Raw genomic sequence first — 14,528 nt, forward strand, 5'->3', positions numbered from 1 at the left:
TTCCTGACAAAGAATAAAGTATGTGCCGATATTCTTCCGTCGCCTTAAATATTAAACAGTGATCGTTTCTTTATTTATTCGGCTGTCTCTATTATATAATTAATAAATAAAAGTCAGGAAAATTTCTATGAAAAAGTTACTGCTAAGTACTTTATTTTCAGCGTTGCTAGCTGGTCAGGCTGTAGCCAATGAAAATTTTGAAGTTAAAGTAGAAGAGCTTGCAAAATCGACAGCGAGCTGGGAAGGCTCTGCATTGCCCGCTTATGGTAAAGGTGAACCTGAAATCACTATCTTAAAAATTACGATCCCACCTGGTATTCAATTGCCATTACACATGCACCCAGTTATTAATGCAGGTGTTCTGACAAAGGGGCAGCTGACGGTATTTACGAAAGGTAAAAAGAAAAAGCTGGAAATGAAAGCGGGGGATTCAATCGTTGAAATCGTCAATCAGTGGCACTACGGCCGAAATGAAGGGGATGTTCCTGCTGAAATTATTGTGTTCTACGCTGGTACTAAAGATAAAGCTGTGACAGTGGCAGCACCAGTGACACTTCCTGCTGACTCTCCGGTTGTGACAAACTAATCAGTCGCTTCATATAAACAACAGCATATAAACAGCAGTGGGTTTGCTAAGAAACAACCCACTGTATGAAGCTTCGTTTATTGGCTACAAGCCGCAACGTTCAATATAACGAAGACGAAGTATTTAATCAGAACGCCCACGTCCTGCGATTTTCCATGTTTCCACAATATCGCCATTACGCATACCATATAAGGTATCAAAATTGTTTAAGGTGGTGTCACAGTGGCTTGGGATGATCATTAGCTGCTGCCCAATATTCCAAGTTTGTGGGTTATCCGGCAAATTTAAAATACCGTGTTCATCTCCCCCTGTTTGATATTTCACTTCAGGAAAGGCTTCAACTTCTGGCATTCCTAAATCGATAGAAAGGCTTTTCATGCCTGCATCCACAACCGCGCGTTGTGGTGTCGGGTGGCTGATGACGGTGGTCCACACTTTCAATGCAGGTAGAAATTGTTTATTGGTGGCGTCGCTGACTTCATCCCCAATTCTACGGTAGGAAGCATCCATGAAAATATAAGATCCCGCCTGCATTTCGGTAAATCCTAAACCTTGGTATGCCTCAAAGGTACCTGTACCCCCTCCGCTTACCACTTCAGGTGCTAACCCCATTGGGCGTAGTGTCTCTTCAATAAAGTGAAATAGGTTTACGACCGCGTCACGGGCTTGGGCATTTCGATTTTCATAGCCTTTCACTTGTTGAAGGTGGCCACTGTAAGCCTGAATGCCACGGTAGTTGACCCCCGGTGTTTGTAGGATCAGTTGGATGAGCTTGGTAAGGTCATTACCCACTGTTACACCACAGCGCTGTTGACCACTTTCTACTTCGATAAGGAGATCGACACTAATTCCTGCCTGTGCAGCCAGTGATCCAATGGCGATAACATGATCTGCATGATCAATAACTTGGCTGAACTTTCCTTCAGGATGGCGAAGATGAAGATCGATCAAACGCTGATACTTCATTGGGTTGGCAATGGGAGTGGTGATCAAAATATCTGTGATTCCGCCAGCTGCCATTATTTCGGCTTCCCCTAGCTTAGAAGTGCATACGCCTTCAGCGCCGTGAGCTATTTGCTGTAAAGCCAGCTCTGGTGTTTTATGAGCTTTTGTATGAGGGCGTAATTTCATGCCCAGTTGATTAATGCGACTTTGCATAGAGCTGAGGTTTTTCTCGACGACATCAAGATCCACAATAAGGGCTGGAGTATCGAGTTGGTTGAGTTTCATCATGATAATAAAGGGGGTGTAAAAAAGGATGTGCCAACATAGCATAATAAAGTGAACGGTGAATGAGTTATTACTTAGATTGAATAAATAAAAAACAAACTATTACTGTGATTTATTTATAGTGGCTAAAGTGATTCATGGAAATAATCTTTTTCGATATTTTCTGGTTACTTTCTTTTAAAGACTCTACTTATTTTTAGCAAGTGTAAACATTGTAAATTAAATACAAATAATAACTCTTCTCATATAAATTCCTTGCATTATTCATTAATTACTCTGTCGTGCGGTTTATGTTGTTAAAACGCAGAGGCGTTCAATTGTGGGCGCGTCGGTTACATATTTATGTGTCTATGGCCCTGTTGGCTTTGGTGCTTTTTTTTGCCATCACAGGTGTGACGTTAAATCGTCCTGAGTTATTTGTCGCAGAGCCTACCTCGGCGAGTTATGAAGTTCAGGTTCCGATGGAATTACTGTTTTCAGAATCAAAAATTAATGTGGACCAAAATGGGTTGGTAGCTTTTTTAAAACAAGCTACGCCATTAAAGGGGGCAGCGTCAGGCTTTGACTCTTACACCGAGTACGAAGACGGTGAATTGATAGAAGGTGAGTTATCTGCCGATTTTAAAGCGCCAGGCTATAACGGCTCGCTGTTTCTTGATTTAAGTAATCAAATCGCCCAAATCGATACGACAGACTATGGCCTGATCGCTGAGCTTAATGACCTGCATAAAGGGCGTCATTCTGGGGAAGTGTGGAAGTGGGTTATCGATCTCTCTGGCGTTTTAATGGTGTTGTTTGTGGTGACGGGTGTATGCCTTCTTGTCCCTAAAAAGAAAACGTTCAGTACCGCGATCAATTGGGCGGTACTCGGTTTGATTTCAACTCTGGCGGTGTATTGGGCAGCGGTGCCGTAGAGGCTATTTCCCCCACATACATGCCCTCAAAAAATTCAGACGGTTCCACCATGGAATTGGGTTTGTTCTACCACAGGAAAGAATCATGAAGATTGTTCGTTCTGGCTTATTGGCTCTGGCTTTATTCAGCGCCGGCTATGTAAACGCTCAAGAGACAACGTTACCCGAAGGGGCTCAGTTAGATATTCACTTTGAATTACCTAAATTAGACGTCGCCATGTACGCCAGACCTTATGTGGCTATTTGGGTTGAAGACGATGCAGGTAAACCCGTTCGTACCATTGCACTTTGGCAAAAAGACGATACGTGGCTGAAAGACATTCGTCGCTGGTGGCGAAAAGTTGGCCGTTACGATCGTGAGTTGGTGGATGCTCGTACTTCTGCAACACGCTCTGCGGGGAAATACCGTTTGAGTTGGGACGGTAAAGACGATGATGGCCAGCTAATTGAAGCGGGTAAGTACACATTATTCGCCGAGGTTGTTCGTGAGCATGGTGGTCGAAACACGGTTCGTCAAGTCCTTGAATTAGGTGATAGCCCTTTTAAAGCCTCTATTGAGCCAACGGAAGAAACTGGCTTGATCAAACTTCATTATCAAATTAAATAAAATCAAATAAAGGAATACAGCAGATGGCTTCTTTCTCTTTAAAGCGCGTCGCGTTGGGTTGTGCATTAGCGAGTGGTTTAGTAATGGCGACTCAAGCCGTGGCTCACCCGCGCTGGGTATTGCCGAATGAATTTACGGTATCTTCAGAAGAAGGTGCGTGGATCACCACAGATGCAACGGCTTCACACGGCACCTTTGTATTTGATAAATCATTGACGATCAGTAACGGCGTTGTGATCACGCCAGACGGTGTTAGTAAGCGTTTGTCTTCTTTTACTAAACATCGCCGTAAATCGACGTTTGATTATTTCTTCCATCAAGAAGGCACACATAAGATTTTAATCGCTAATCCGCCTTACTACCGCACGACTTACACTGTGGGTAAGCGTGATACTAAGCGCCGTATTCAAGCGAATAAAGTAGAGCGTGAGGCCATTGTTCCTGAGTCGGCAAAAAACGTTCGCACAATTAAGTCTTACAACCGCACAGAAGCTTATGTCACGGTGAATAAGCCTTCAGACAAGGTACTTGAGTTAGAAGGTACATTCTTAGAACTTGTGCCAGTTACACACCCATCAGACATTGTTGAAGGTGAAACGGCAAAATTTCAGTTCTTCTTTGAAGGTAAACCACAAGCAGGCGTAGAAGCGGAAATTCGTCAAGACGGCACTCTATATCGTAACCAGCAAGAAGCGGTGATTCTGACCAGTGATAAAGAGGGCTTTATTGAGTTTAAGCCAGAGCAAGCAGGCCGATACCTTCTGATTGCGCACCATGAAGGTGAGGTTGAAAATGATCCAATGGCAGACAGTGCATCGGGCAGCGTTCACTTAACGTTTGAAGCTGTACTGCAATAACACGGCTGTTATAGAAATAAGTGAAATAAAAGTAACTGCGTCAGAGTCTAGGCTCTGACGTAATATTTTCGGGGGAAAGTATGAATACCAAAGTGTTAATTTCAGGCATTGTCATGAGCTTATTTTCTGGCTCGGCGCTAGCGCATTTTCCTGTAATGGAATGCAGTAAATCAGACAATACGATAACTTGTGAAGCGGGCTACAGCGATAGCAGCCCCGCACTGAAAGAAACCATCCGTATGTACGATTATGACGATGTTCTTTTAGCCGCAGAGAAAACCGATAAATTTTCTAAGGTCACGTTTACGGCACCAGAAGGGGATTATTACATTATGTTTGATCCTGGCCATGAATCACCAGTCGAGGTGGATGGCGTTGAACTCTAATCCTACTGGTTATGTTGTTCAGCAAGTGAAATCGAACGATGGTAGCCAAGAAGGCTGGTGGGTGTTTATTACCATTGTTGTGATTTTACTTTGTGCAGGGGCAGCGCTTGTTAGCCGTTATTATTTGAACACTCATGACATTGCATCTCCTTTATCTCATCAAAAAAGCATTGTGGAACTGACTGATAAAGAAAAAGCTATGGTGATGGAACTGCGCTTAGCTCATCAAGAAATTGTGGCTCTATTTGAAGAGCATGAGCAAAACCAGTGGCCAACGGTTAATGAGCTACAAGATTGGTTAATTTCACCTTTTCATCAAGATGCCGCATGGGAATTCCGTGGAAAACATCAATGGTATTCCATGAACAACGGAATTTATGCTGGGGTGGCTGAAAATACCGATGGGGTTTCACACTTAGTGCTGTTTAGCCACAACGATCAGGCTGATATTTGGCTCGCCTCTGATTCAGTTCCCAACATGAGCGGTTTTATTCGGCATTTAACCTCTGAGAATGAACATTCAGAACATTATGATATTAATCAACGCCACCTCGCAGAGCAGGGTTGGCATCAACTAACGCCTTAGTGAGTCATATTATGCTTTTCCGTGCTTTCTTTTTACGCAGAGTATGTTCTGTTTCTGCAAGCTTATTATTGTGCTCCTTGAGCTTTTTTACTCAGGCGGCTGAAAAACTAAACATTGGTATTACCCTTCACCCTTACTACAGCTATGTTTCTGCGGTGGTGGGAGATAAAGCCAATATTGTTCCTTTAGTAGATTCTGGCTTTAATCCGCATAACTACCAACCTCAACCCGCTGATATGCTGCGTCTGCAATCGATGGATGTCATTGTGGTGAACGGTATTGGTCACGACGACTTTGCGATGAAAGTGTTAGCGTCTGCTAAGCGTGACGACTTACCCGTTATTTACGCGAATAAAGACGTCCCCCTGCTAGCGGCGATGGGCGCAGCAGTTGGAGACAGTGCCAAAAATGCACATACGTTTGTGGGGATCTCCACCACAATCCAAAAGGTGTACACCATCGCGACTGAGCTTAGCAAAATTGATCCTAATAATGCGTCAAGTTATCGAAAAAATGCCCGTTTGTTTGCGAAGAAGATGCGTTTGCTAAAAAACCAAGCGATGACGGCGATTGGTGAAGCCGACACCAGCAAGCTGAAAGTAGCCACCACCCATAATGCGTACAATTACCTGTTGCAAGAGTTTGGTATTGATGTGGAGTCGGTAATTGAGCCTGCTCACGGTGTTGAACCAAGTGCTAGCCAGTTACAGGAAACCATCGAAAAAATTAAAAACTCCGGCATTAATGTTCTGTTCTATGAACTCGATATGCCAAATCGTTTTGTGGATACCATTGAAAAGGAAACTGGGGTTCAGCTTTATCGTTTCTCTCACATGACACATGGTCAATATGAGGCGGATAAAGTGGTACGAGAAATGACCAGCAATGTGTCTACACTCATCGAGGCTATTCAGTTTGCGGCCAGTCAAGCCGATTCTCGCACCACGGCAAAGGCGGCATTATGATGGGCCCAAAAATTGAACTGAATAGTGTGACACTACGTTACGGGGATCACACTGTACTTGAGCCTATTAATCACACTTTTTCTGCTGGTCAGTGCCATATTTTAATGGGACCAAATGGTGGCGGTAAAACGTCATTACTGCGCTCTATTCTTGGTTTAACGCCCTTTCGTGGTGACATTAATATTTATTGGCCAGAGCGTGAAAGCAGTGGTGAAGTGAGTGCTGAAACGGCATCTGGCGTGATTGGGTATGTGCCACAAAAGGCCATGTTTGAAGGGAGTTTGCCTTTGAGTGTGATGGATTTTGTGATGCTCAACATGACCCGCACACCGCTTTTTTTCAGTCGTTGGTCTAAACAGTATCGTGAAAATAAAGCACGAGTGCTTGAAAGCTTAGATCGGGTCGGTATGGCCAATCGAGCGTCATTACGCATGGGGCAATTGTCGGGTGGTGAGCAGCAGCGCGTATTGTTTGCTCAATCGTTATTAGACTCCCCAAAGTTACTGATTTTAGATGAGCCAACTACAGGTATGGATGAGCAGGGGGTGCGTTATTTAGAGCAGCTGATTCATGAGCTGACCCAACAAGGGACAACCATTTTAGCGGTTCATCATGATATTTCAGCGGTACGCCGAATTCTGAGCAAAACAGAAGGCTCCGTACACGTGATTAACCGCCAGTTGGTGGATTCTGGTTCAGTATCGGAAGTACTTCATGCCGATAAGATTGAGCGACTGTTTAATCATTATAGTGGTCACATGGCCCTTGAGCCTGAATGCTCAACGATGAATAAAAACGAGGCGGCGTAATGGATTGGTTATACGCTCTGGCCACACAAGCGGTTGAGCAAGGTTGGTTAAATGAAAGCTTTGGTTATGCTTTTATGGTCAATGCTGTTGTGGCGGCAATGGTGCTTGGGCCGTTATTGGGCGGGCTGGGTACATTGGTTATTGCAAAAAGATTGGCCTTTTTCTCAGAAGCGGTAGGCCATGCGGCGATCACTGGTATTGCCATTGGTATTTTACTGGGTGAATCTCCAGACTCTCCTGTCATTGGACTGTTTAGTTTCTGTTTAGTGTTTGCGATTTTGCTTCACTTCGTGCGTAACCGAACACAGGTTCCTTACGACACGTTAGTGGGGGTGTTTCTTGCTGTGGCATTAGCCATGGGAGCCGCACTGCTGATGTATGTGGCACGCAAGATTAATGTTCACCTATTAGAGAATGTGTTGTTTGGCTCAATCCTTACGGTAACTCAGCAAGATATTGCTTTACTGGCTGGTATCTGTGCCTTGGTACTAGTGGTTTTATTGTTCACCTACAACCGTATTCTGCTTTCTTGTATTAGCCCAGACATTGCAAGAGTTCGTGGTTTCTCTGTGAACTTTTATGATTACCTGTTTGTATTGATGATTACTCTCGTCACCATTGTGTCCGTAAAAGTGATTGGTGCGGTGTTGGTGGGGGCACTTCTTCTTATTCCTGGGGCAACAGCACGTTTAATGACGAAAACGAATGGCTCATTTGTGTTGATGTCTGCATTTTTAGCAACGTTAGCGTGTTTGGGAGGAACCCTGATCCCAATGGCATTTATGTTACCGATTCCATCTGGGGCCGCCATTATCATGGTGTCGGCGAGTTTCTTCTTTGTTGCAACGTTATATCGAATGATAGTGAAAGGCTAATTCATCATGTTTACTTTTATTAACAAACGTGTGCTGGCTCTTAGTATGGTTATTGGCAGTGTGTTACCCGCGGTGGTGAATGCTGCTGACGTACTAACGTCAACACCCACGACTTATATGCTGGCCAGCCAGCTGCTTGACGAGACTTCTATTACCGTTAGTCAACTGACGCCAAAACGTTATGGCTTACATCGTCAGCCAAATTGGTTTGATGGTAAAGGTGCTGAATTTGTCGCTCAGGCAGCAAAGGAGGCTGAAGTGGTGATCAGTATGAAATCAGTGTGGGCACAAGACCCGATTTATGATCACACCAGAATGAGTAATATTCGTTTGATTGAGGTTGATGCCAGCCAAGCGATTTCACCGAGGGCTGAATCAGTTGCTTCGATTAAGCAAGTTGATGGCGCTGTTTCACCCTATGTCTGGTTAAACCCTGCTAACTTAGTGAGAATGACAAATATCATTGCTTCAGATTTAGTGCGAGTATGGCCTGAACATCAGCAAAAAATCAGAGACAACCAGCGTTCTTTGTCTGCTTTGATACGTAATCAACAGCGAGAAACATCCGCAAAGTTAGCGAGTCATCAGGTGGATGCGGTGATCGTGTTGAATGAATCCCTCATGGATTACAGTGCTGGGCATAATCTGTTTGTTGTTGATGCTTTATTTAAGCCTGAGTTGGAATGGTCTGAGCAAGAGAAAAACAACTTACGATCTCAACTTAAAGAAGATCCGACGTTATGGCTTTTAACCACACGTAAGCCAAGTGCAGCACTGAAGCAGTTGTTAGGGGACTTTTCACAGTACCTTGTGGTGGATCCTATCGATCGGTGGGGAAGAGGAATTGATGGTACTGACCCATTGGCTCGTTGGCAGTCTTCTTTAATGTAAAAACACAGCTTAATAGCAAAATATTCTTTTAAGTGCTCTTTTCTTTTGAAGAATAGAGCATTTTTAGTTTTTAAACCTGAGATAAATAAGGTTTTTACTCATCTAACTCTTTAAATCGACTTGCCTTTTACTCTTAAAGTTGAGTTTTAACTCTATCTTTCCTTGAATCGACTCTACTTCTTTTCTAGACAGTCTTTTATGTATCTATCTAGCAAGATGTTCTGCATCTCATCTCAAATTTAGTTGTAAATTTACTACATTTATTTAAATTTGAAATCTAAAACTGGTTTTTGTGTGATTTAATACTCACTATCACTGGGTTGGTGTTAATTACCTGGTGTTTATGACTGCTTACTAGCTTTTTATTTGTTATTTAGTTCTATTGGAGAAGAAAAGAATGTCAAGAACAGGGCCATTTTGTGTTCGTAATGCCGCTGCGGATACCTTTGCAATGGTAGTGTTTAGCTTTGTTGCTGGAATGGCGATTGAGATTTTTGTTTCAGGAATGACATTTGAGCAGTCTTTGGCATCACGAATGCTATCTATCCCCGTGAATATTGCTATAGCATGGCCTTACGGTGTATTCCGTGATTACATGCTGCGCCAAGGTGCGCGCTTGTCTCCAGGTAGCTGGATGAAGAACTTAGCGGATTTATTAGCTTATGTATTATTTCAGTCGCCAGTGTATGCCGCTATTTTGTGGACAGTAGGGGCAGATATGGATCAGATCATTACAGCGGTTACCAGTAACGCGGCAGTATCTTGTGTTATGGGTGTGATTTACGGTTATTTTCTTGATGTTTGTCGTAAAATGTTCCGTGTTCCAGGATATTATCAACAAGCGTAATTGTATGTAATTTACTTACATAACTCGGGTTTTGGCTTATTTGGTATTTTTTCGGTTATTTTCAGTAAAATAGCTTGACCATAGCACGGATATTCATTAAATTAGCGCTCCGTTACAGAGCAGAGCCTGTAGCAACACAATATGGTGAGGTGTCCGAGTGGCTGAAGGAGCACGCCTGGAAAGCGTGTATACGGCAACGTATCGAGGGTTCGAATCCCTCCCTCACCGCCATATTCAAAAATAACCGTCCTAGTGACGGTTTTTTTGTGCCTGAAATTTGTCTTTGTTGTTATCTGTTCTTTTTAATGTTGTACGAGTGTAGCGTATGAGAGTGAGAAGAATGATGTGGCGTGGGGTATGGCTACTATATAAGAGACGTTATGCAGGTAGATCAGAAAAGATGTGACCAAGTTATTTAGTAGCGACAGGGCCGCTACTAAATAACTTGGTCACAAAGAAGCGTTAAGTTGAACGCTGCGTGACGGAGGGCTGTGATTAGAACTGCTTTGGTGCGAAGCCTGTGACTTCTTTTATGCCCATTTCACGACCAAGTGCTGTCATTGGGTGAACGACAACTAAGCCACGTACTGATTTTTTCAGCTTACCCATGTCTGCTTGCTCTGCTTTAGTCAGAACACGTTTAAAAGCTAACCCTTTAACTTCTTTGCCTTTTTGGCTTGTTTGGAAAGTTTGCTGGCCTTTGGTTTTTGCAATCTTCTTAGTAAGAGCAGCAATGTCTCTTTCAAACTGCATGATGATTGGTTTGTCTTCACGCTGTTTGGCAGCTTCTAGTTTACGGCGAGATTTGTCTAGTTTGTTATTAAGCTGCTGAAGTTCTTGTTTTAAATTCATGTTGTTACCTTAAAATACGCGCTCACAACACCGATTATTGACTGAATTGACAATGCCTCTGTGTTGGCCTGCGGCCATTATAGCAGCTATTGAGAAGGTTACTAAACATAAGCGAGTTTCGGTTATCTGTCTTTCTAGACAAAGCGGGTCAAAACGGCCTGTGGCATGATTTATCTTCTTCAATTGATGCTTTAATGTACAGTGACTTACAGGGTATAAATTAATTTGCAGTAAAAGGGCTGCTTTTAGAATTTTAAATTGCATTTTCTAAGAGATGGACCTAATATTATCCGCAGGCCTGTATTATGGACCGATAATGCTGCAATATGTAATTCGAAAACTCAGACGTAAAGCATCAAAGTGTTTCCTGAAGAGCTTCTTATTCAATTGTCATCGTAAGTCATTCATTCTGGCTCACACGCATGAAGCGTATTCATATAAATAAAGTTCTTAGGAGACATCATGTCTAAATCAACTGGTATCGTTAAGTGGTTTAACGAAGAGAAAGGTTTTGGTTTCATCACTCAAGATAACGGCGGCGCTGACGTATTCGTTCACTTCCGTGCTATCGTTGGTGAAGGTTTCAAAACTCTAGCTGAAGGCCAAAAAGTTTCTTTCGAAACTGAGCAAGGTCAAAAAGGCCCTCAAGCTGCTAACGTTGAGCGTATCTAATAACTTTACCATTAACCCGGATACGTCTGGTTTAATCTAAAGTATTGTAAAGGAGTGCCTAGGCGCTCCTTTTTTTGTATCTGAATTTCTCTTCTTCTCTCCTTTTTCTCTTGTCTTATTCTCTTCGTTGATATTTTTTAATCTAATTTTGCTTCTTTGTTAAACAGTTAACCCAGTTTCGTAATAAAACGGAGTGAATTGATTAAAGTTATTGATGGCCTGGCCGCTAGTTGTTTTGAACGTAGTTATATTGTAGGGCGAACTGGGCCCTTAGTTATTAGGAGATCGTGTGTCCGTCATCGTTAATACCAACATATCGGCCATTACAGCAAAACGCTATTTAGATAAGTCGACTGATGGCTTAAATAAGTCGATGGAGCGCTTATCTTCAGGCTATCGCATCAATAAAGCGAAAGATGACGCTGCTGGCCTTCAGATTTCAAACCGTTTGATGGCACAAACCCGCGGTTTGGATGTTGCTACCCGTAATGCCAATGAAGGCTTGTCTATGATGCAAATAGCAGAAGGTGCTATGTCTGAGACTACCCATATTTTGACTCGGATGCGGGATCTTTCTATACAGTCAGCAAATGGTTCGAATAACGATGGCGACAGAGAAACCATTCAGAATGAAATCAAGTCGTTAAAAGATGAGATGAACCGAATTGCTGAAACGACCTCGTTTGGTGGTATGAAGTTGCTTAATGGTCAGTTTATCGAGCGAGCTTTTCAGGTTGGGGCCGATTCAGGTGAGGCTGTATTGCTGTCTTTGACAAACATGCGGGCGGATGAGCGTGAAATGGGCGGGAGGCTTTATACTTCCGACAGTAAACAAGACTCTGATTGGACAGTAAGCGAAGATAATCGTGAATTGTTTATTTTTTATGTGGACCAAAATGCTAAGCCCCATGGAATATCCATAACGGCTCCGGCTGGCGATGATATTGAAGAGTTGGCCACTTACATTAATGGTCAAAGTGATAAGCTAGACGCCTCTGTGACCGAAGAAGGGCGATTACAGGTTTATGTAAAAGAGAGAGATGTTCCTGAGATGCTTACGTTCTCCGGTAGCTTAGCAGATGAATTAGGTATGGCTGGTGGAGATCTTGAAACGGTTCAAGATGTGGATGTTTCTACGGTTGGTGGCGCACAGCGTGCGATAGCGATTATGGACTCCGCTATCAAATACGTGGATATGCACAGAGCAGAAGTTGGGGCCGCGCAAAACAGAATGCTGCATTCGGTGACGAACTTAGCCAATATGAACGAAAATGTCTCGGATTCACGGAGCCAGATTAAAGATCTCGACTTTGCTAAAGAGTCGACTGAAATGACGAAGCAAAAAATTAAGCAGGAAGCAGGTACTTCTATGTTAGCCCAAGCCAAACAAGCACCTTCTGCTGCTGTGGGGCTTCTTGGTTAGGCATTGATAGAATCAGTTTTAACAAAGGCAGGTGGTGATTACCTGCCTTTTTTATTGGTGTTAATTCGAATAGGTTGTGAGCTGTTTGACGCTGTTTCTTGTGACCAGAGTTGGCTCTAATTGGATCACTTGATTTGAGGTGCGCTTACTGCTTATCTTGTCTAGCAACGTATCCACTGCCATTTGGCCTAGACGGTGTTTAGGTTGGTGAATGGTGGTGAGCGATGGCGTAATGTATTTTGCGATTTTTATGTCATCGTACCCAATAACTGATAGATCTTCTGGGACGTTGAGGCCGTATTTATGTGCGGTATTAATGACACCCATAGCCATCATGTCATTACTGACAAAAAGGGCGGTTGGCAATTCACCATGAGATCGTATTTCTTCAAAGGCTTCTTCGCCACCCTCACACTCGAAGTTACCGGAAGCTATCCACTCCTGTTTTATGTCTAGCCCTGCTTCTTCCATTGCTTGAATAAAACCGGAGAGGCGCTGTTGAGCTGGTAATTTATCTAATGGGCCAGTAAGGCAACCGATCTTAGTATGACCTTGCTCAATCAAGTGCTTGGTGGCTAAGTAGCCGCCGTGGTGAGAGTTATCTTGGATCTTGTCACTGTCAAAGCCAATTGGGCCCCAGTCCATGACAACGGTCGGTACTGGCTGGTGGCGTGAAAACAGATCAAACGCATCTTCTTCCAGTTCGCTACACATTAGCAATAACCCATCAACACGTTTTTGCAATAGGGTATCAAGCGTGGACTTCATGCGCTCAGGATCCCCTTCGGTGTTACATAAAATTAGGTTGTAGCCTTGTTCGTAACAGCGACGTTCCACCCCTTTTAATACTTCGCCAAAAAATGGGTTGGTTGAGGTGGTGACGAGCATACCAAAGGTGCGTGTGTGATTGACCTTTAAACTACGAGCGAGGGCGGAGGGAGCATAGTTCAGCTCATTAACCGCCACCATCACTCTTTCAGAAATATCATCGCTGACAAAACGGGTTTTATTGAGAACGTGGCTGACGGTAGAGGTGGATACTCCAGCATGTTTTGCAACGTCTTTGATGGTGGCCATGTATGTTCCCTGCCTAATATAAAGTATTAATTGTGTTCAATCAGAAAGCGTTGAACTTCGGTTAAGTGTGGAATAGAGCTTTGTGCTCCCGCTCGCGTCACTGAGATCGCTGCTGCCGCGTGAGCGAACATGATCGCATCATGTATTTTTTGGCCGCTCTGCATGGCAGTGATAAACGCTCCGTTAAAAGTATCACCCGCCGCGGTTGTGTCGGTGGCTGTTACTGTAAAGCCTTTGACCTGCTGGCCTTTATTGTTCTCACTGAGCCACACGCCTTCACTGCCTAAAGTGATCATCACGGTTTTAATACCTTGCTGGTGCAGAGCATTGGCCGCTTTTTGAGCGGATGCCATGTCAGTGACAGCGATGCCAGTGAGTAGCTCAGCTTCCGTTTCATTGGGAGTAATAATATCAACGAGTTGTAATAAGTCACTTGTTAATTTTTGAGCTGGGGCAGGGTTTAGGACAACTTGTGTATTGGTGTCCTTCGCAACTTGTGCCGCAGCTTTAATGGTGTCAATTGGGGTTTCTAGCTGCATCAATAGGGTATTGGCGTTTCGGATCAAATCTAAGTGTGGCTCAATGCGCTCTGGAGTCAGGCAGGCGTTGGCTTCAGCAGCAATACAGATGCTGTTCTCACCTGTGGCTGCCACTTGGATCATGGCAATGCCCGTTGGCGTGTTTTCTTCCACCATAACGCCCGTCGTATTAATGCCTTGAGCTTCGAACTCTTGTTTGATGTTAATACCAAAACTGTCGTCACCAACGCTGGCAATAAAGGCAATATCGGCACCTAATCGCGCTGCGGCAACCGCTTGATTTGCTCCTTTACCACCAGGTATTACGGCATAGCTGTGGCCATGAAGGGTTTCACCTGGGCGAGGGAAAGAGGCAACTTGAAGAACGTGATCAGCATTAACGCTACCTAAGACAACTAATTTATTCATGTTA

General features: G+C 43.6%; 17 protein-coding genes and 1 tRNA gene. 14 read left to right on the forward strand and 4 right to left on the reverse strand.

The window, feature by feature from the left end; all coding sequences use genetic code 11:
• The first annotated feature begins 127 nt into the window (after positions 1-127).
• Positions 128-586, forward strand: a complete 459-nt coding sequence (locus MHO82_RS04080) for a cupin domain-containing protein (protein ID WP_239182572.1) — start codon at positions 128-130, stop codon at positions 584-586.
• A 123-nt stretch (positions 587-709) separates the two neighbouring features.
• On the opposite strand, the gene MHO82_RS04085 is transcribed toward MHO82_RS04080, so the two are convergent.
• On the reverse strand, positions 710-1,819 hold the full coding sequence (locus MHO82_RS04085; protein ID WP_239182573.1) for a DSD1 family PLP-dependent enzyme: 1,110 nt from the start codon (positions 1,817-1,819) through the stop codon (positions 710-712).
• A 287-nt stretch (positions 1,820-2,106) separates the two neighbouring features.
• On the opposite strand from MHO82_RS04085, the gene MHO82_RS04090 reads away from it, so the two are divergent.
• The 11 genes from MHO82_RS04090 to MHO82_RS04140 all read left to right on the forward strand — a co-directional run bounded on the left by MHO82_RS04090 (position 2,107) and on the right by MHO82_RS04140 (position 9,784).
• Complete coding sequence (locus MHO82_RS04090; RefSeq protein WP_239182574.1) at positions 2,107-2,730, forward strand: PepSY-associated TM helix domain-containing protein; 624 nt, start codon at positions 2,107-2,109, stop codon at positions 2,728-2,730.
• Between the two features lie 85 nt (positions 2,731-2,815).
• A complete protein-coding gene (locus MHO82_RS04095) occupies positions 2,816-3,337 on the forward strand; it encodes a DUF2271 domain-containing protein (RefSeq protein ID WP_275440490.1) in 522 nt (173 codons plus the stop codon).
• A gap of 23 nt (positions 3,338-3,360) precedes the next feature.
• Complete coding sequence (locus MHO82_RS04100; RefSeq protein WP_239182575.1) at positions 3,361-4,194, forward strand: DUF4198 domain-containing protein; 834 nt, start codon at positions 3,361-3,363, stop codon at positions 4,192-4,194.
• A gap of 80 nt (positions 4,195-4,274) precedes the next feature.
• Positions 4,275-4,580, forward strand: coding sequence for a hypothetical protein (locus tag MHO82_RS04105; protein ID WP_239182576.1), 306 nt, complete (start codon positions 4,275-4,277; stop codon positions 4,578-4,580).
• Positions 4,570-5,166: a hypothetical protein gene (locus MHO82_RS04110; protein ID WP_239182577.1), complete on the forward strand. Its 597-nt coding sequence runs from the start codon at positions 4,570-4,572 to the stop codon at positions 5,164-5,166. Before MHO82_RS04105 ends, MHO82_RS04110 begins: the two co-directional genes overlap by 11 nt.
• An 11-nt stretch (positions 5,167-5,177) precedes the next feature.
• On the forward strand, positions 5,178-6,131 hold the full coding sequence (locus MHO82_RS04115; RefSeq protein WP_239182578.1) for a zinc ABC transporter substrate-binding protein: 954 nt from the start codon (positions 5,178-5,180) through the stop codon (positions 6,129-6,131).
• Positions 6,128-6,940 (forward strand): metal ABC transporter ATP-binding protein, encoded by an 813-nt coding sequence (locus MHO82_RS04120; protein ID WP_239182579.1) that lies wholly within the window; start codon positions 6,128-6,130, stop codon positions 6,938-6,940. The genes MHO82_RS04115 and MHO82_RS04120 overlap by 4 nt, the downstream gene beginning before the upstream one ends.
• Positions 6,940-7,815: a metal ABC transporter permease gene (locus MHO82_RS04125; RefSeq protein ID WP_239182580.1), complete on the forward strand. Its 876-nt coding sequence runs from the start codon at positions 6,940-6,942 to the stop codon at positions 7,813-7,815. The genes MHO82_RS04120 and MHO82_RS04125 overlap by 1 nt, the downstream gene beginning before the upstream one ends.
• A gap of 6 nt (positions 7,816-7,821) precedes the next feature.
• The gene (locus MHO82_RS04130) at positions 7,822-8,706 is read left to right on the forward strand and encodes a zinc ABC transporter substrate-binding protein (RefSeq protein WP_239182581.1); all 885 of its coding nucleotides are present in this window, start codon (positions 7,822-7,824) and stop codon (positions 8,704-8,706) included.
• Between the two features lie 397 nt (positions 8,707-9,103).
• Complete coding sequence (locus MHO82_RS04135) at positions 9,104-9,553, forward strand: L-alanine exporter AlaE (RefSeq protein WP_239182582.1); 450 nt, start codon at positions 9,104-9,106, stop codon at positions 9,551-9,553.
• Positions 9,554-9,696: 143 nt separating this feature from the next.
• Positions 9,697-9,784, forward strand: a tRNA-Ser gene (locus tag MHO82_RS04140).
• Between the two features lie 264 nt (positions 9,785-10,048).
• Here the strand turns inward: MHO82_RS04140 and MHO82_RS04145 are convergent.
• The gene (locus MHO82_RS04145; protein WP_239182583.1) at positions 10,049-10,405 is read right to left on the reverse strand and encodes a YibL family ribosome-associated protein; all 357 of its coding nucleotides are present in this window, start codon (positions 10,403-10,405) and stop codon (positions 10,049-10,051) included.
• A 462-nt stretch (positions 10,406-10,867) separates the two neighbouring features.
• On the opposite strand from MHO82_RS04145, the gene MHO82_RS04150 reads away from it, so the two are divergent.
• Both MHO82_RS04150 and MHO82_RS04155 read left to right on the forward strand, forming a co-directional pair.
• Complete coding sequence (locus tag MHO82_RS04150) at positions 10,868-11,077, forward strand: cold-shock protein (RefSeq protein ID WP_239182584.1); 210 nt, start codon at positions 10,868-10,870, stop codon at positions 11,075-11,077.
• Positions 11,078-11,366: 289 nt separating this feature from the next.
• Positions 11,367-12,500 (forward strand): flagellin, encoded by a 1,134-nt coding sequence (locus MHO82_RS04155; protein WP_239182585.1) that lies wholly within the window; start codon positions 11,367-11,369, stop codon positions 12,498-12,500.
• A 60-nt stretch (positions 12,501-12,560) separates the two neighbouring features.
• Here MHO82_RS04155 and MHO82_RS04160 read toward each other — a convergent pair whose 3' ends face one another.
• Positions 12,561-13,577, reverse strand: coding sequence for a substrate-binding domain-containing protein (locus MHO82_RS04160; RefSeq protein ID WP_239182586.1), 1,017 nt, complete (start codon positions 13,575-13,577; stop codon positions 12,561-12,563).
• Positions 13,578-13,603: 26 nt separating this feature from the next.
• A complete protein-coding gene (rbsK, locus tag MHO82_RS04165; protein WP_239182587.1) occupies positions 13,604-14,524 on the reverse strand; it encodes a ribokinase in 921 nt (306 codons plus the stop codon).
• Positions 14,525-14,528: the final 4 nt, after the last annotated feature.

The organism is Vibrio sp. Of7-15 (assembly GCF_022347565.1).
Lineage (GTDB): Bacteria > Pseudomonadota > Gammaproteobacteria > Enterobacterales > Vibrionaceae > NORP241.

Bases quoted from the DNA above. Each gene is read 5' to 3' on its own strand.
- MHO82_RS04080 (WP_239182572.1), top strand. From the start codon at position 128: ATGAAAAAGTTACTGCTAAGTACTTTATTTTCAGCGTTGCTAGCTGGT.
- MHO82_RS04085 (WP_239182573.1), bottom strand. From the start codon at position 1,819: ATGATGAAACTCAACCAACTCGATACTCCAGCCCTTATTGTGGATCTT.
- MHO82_RS04090 (WP_239182574.1), top strand. From the start codon at position 2,107: ATGTTGTTAAAACGCAGAGGCGTTCAATTGTGGGCGCGTCGGTTACAT.
- MHO82_RS04095 (WP_275440490.1), top strand. From the start codon at position 2,816: ATGAAGATTGTTCGTTCTGGCTTATTGGCTCTGGCTTTATTCAGCGCC.
- MHO82_RS04100 (WP_239182575.1), top strand. From the start codon at position 3,361: ATGGCTTCTTTCTCTTTAAAGCGCGTCGCGTTGGGTTGTGCATTAGCG.
- MHO82_RS04105 (WP_239182576.1), top strand. From the start codon at position 4,275: ATGAATACCAAAGTGTTAATTTCAGGCATTGTCATGAGCTTATTTTCT.
- MHO82_RS04115 (WP_239182578.1), top strand. From the start codon at position 5,178: ATGCTTTTCCGTGCTTTCTTTTTACGCAGAGTATGTTCTGTTTCTGCA.
- MHO82_RS04120 (WP_239182579.1), top strand. From the start codon at position 6,128: ATGATGGGCCCAAAAATTGAACTGAATAGTGTGACACTACGTTACGGG.
- MHO82_RS04125 (WP_239182580.1), top strand. From the start codon at position 6,940: ATGGATTGGTTATACGCTCTGGCCACACAAGCGGTTGAGCAAGGTTGG.
- MHO82_RS04130 (WP_239182581.1), top strand. From the start codon at position 7,822: ATGTTTACTTTTATTAACAAACGTGTGCTGGCTCTTAGTATGGTTATT.
- MHO82_RS04135 (WP_239182582.1), top strand. From the start codon at position 9,104: ATGTCAAGAACAGGGCCATTTTGTGTTCGTAATGCCGCTGCGGATACC.
- MHO82_RS04145 (WP_239182583.1), bottom strand. From the start codon at position 10,405: ATGAATTTAAAACAAGAACTTCAGCAGCTTAATAACAAACTAGACAAA.
- MHO82_RS04150 (WP_239182584.1), top strand. From the start codon at position 10,868: ATGTCTAAATCAACTGGTATCGTTAAGTGGTTTAACGAAGAGAAAGGT.
- MHO82_RS04160 (WP_239182586.1), bottom strand. From the start codon at position 13,577: ATGGCCACCATCAAAGACGTTGCAAAACATGCTGGAGTATCCACCTCT.
- rbsK (WP_239182587.1), bottom strand. From the start codon at position 14,524: ATGAATAAATTAGTTGTCTTAGGTAGCGTTAATGCTGATCACGTTCTT.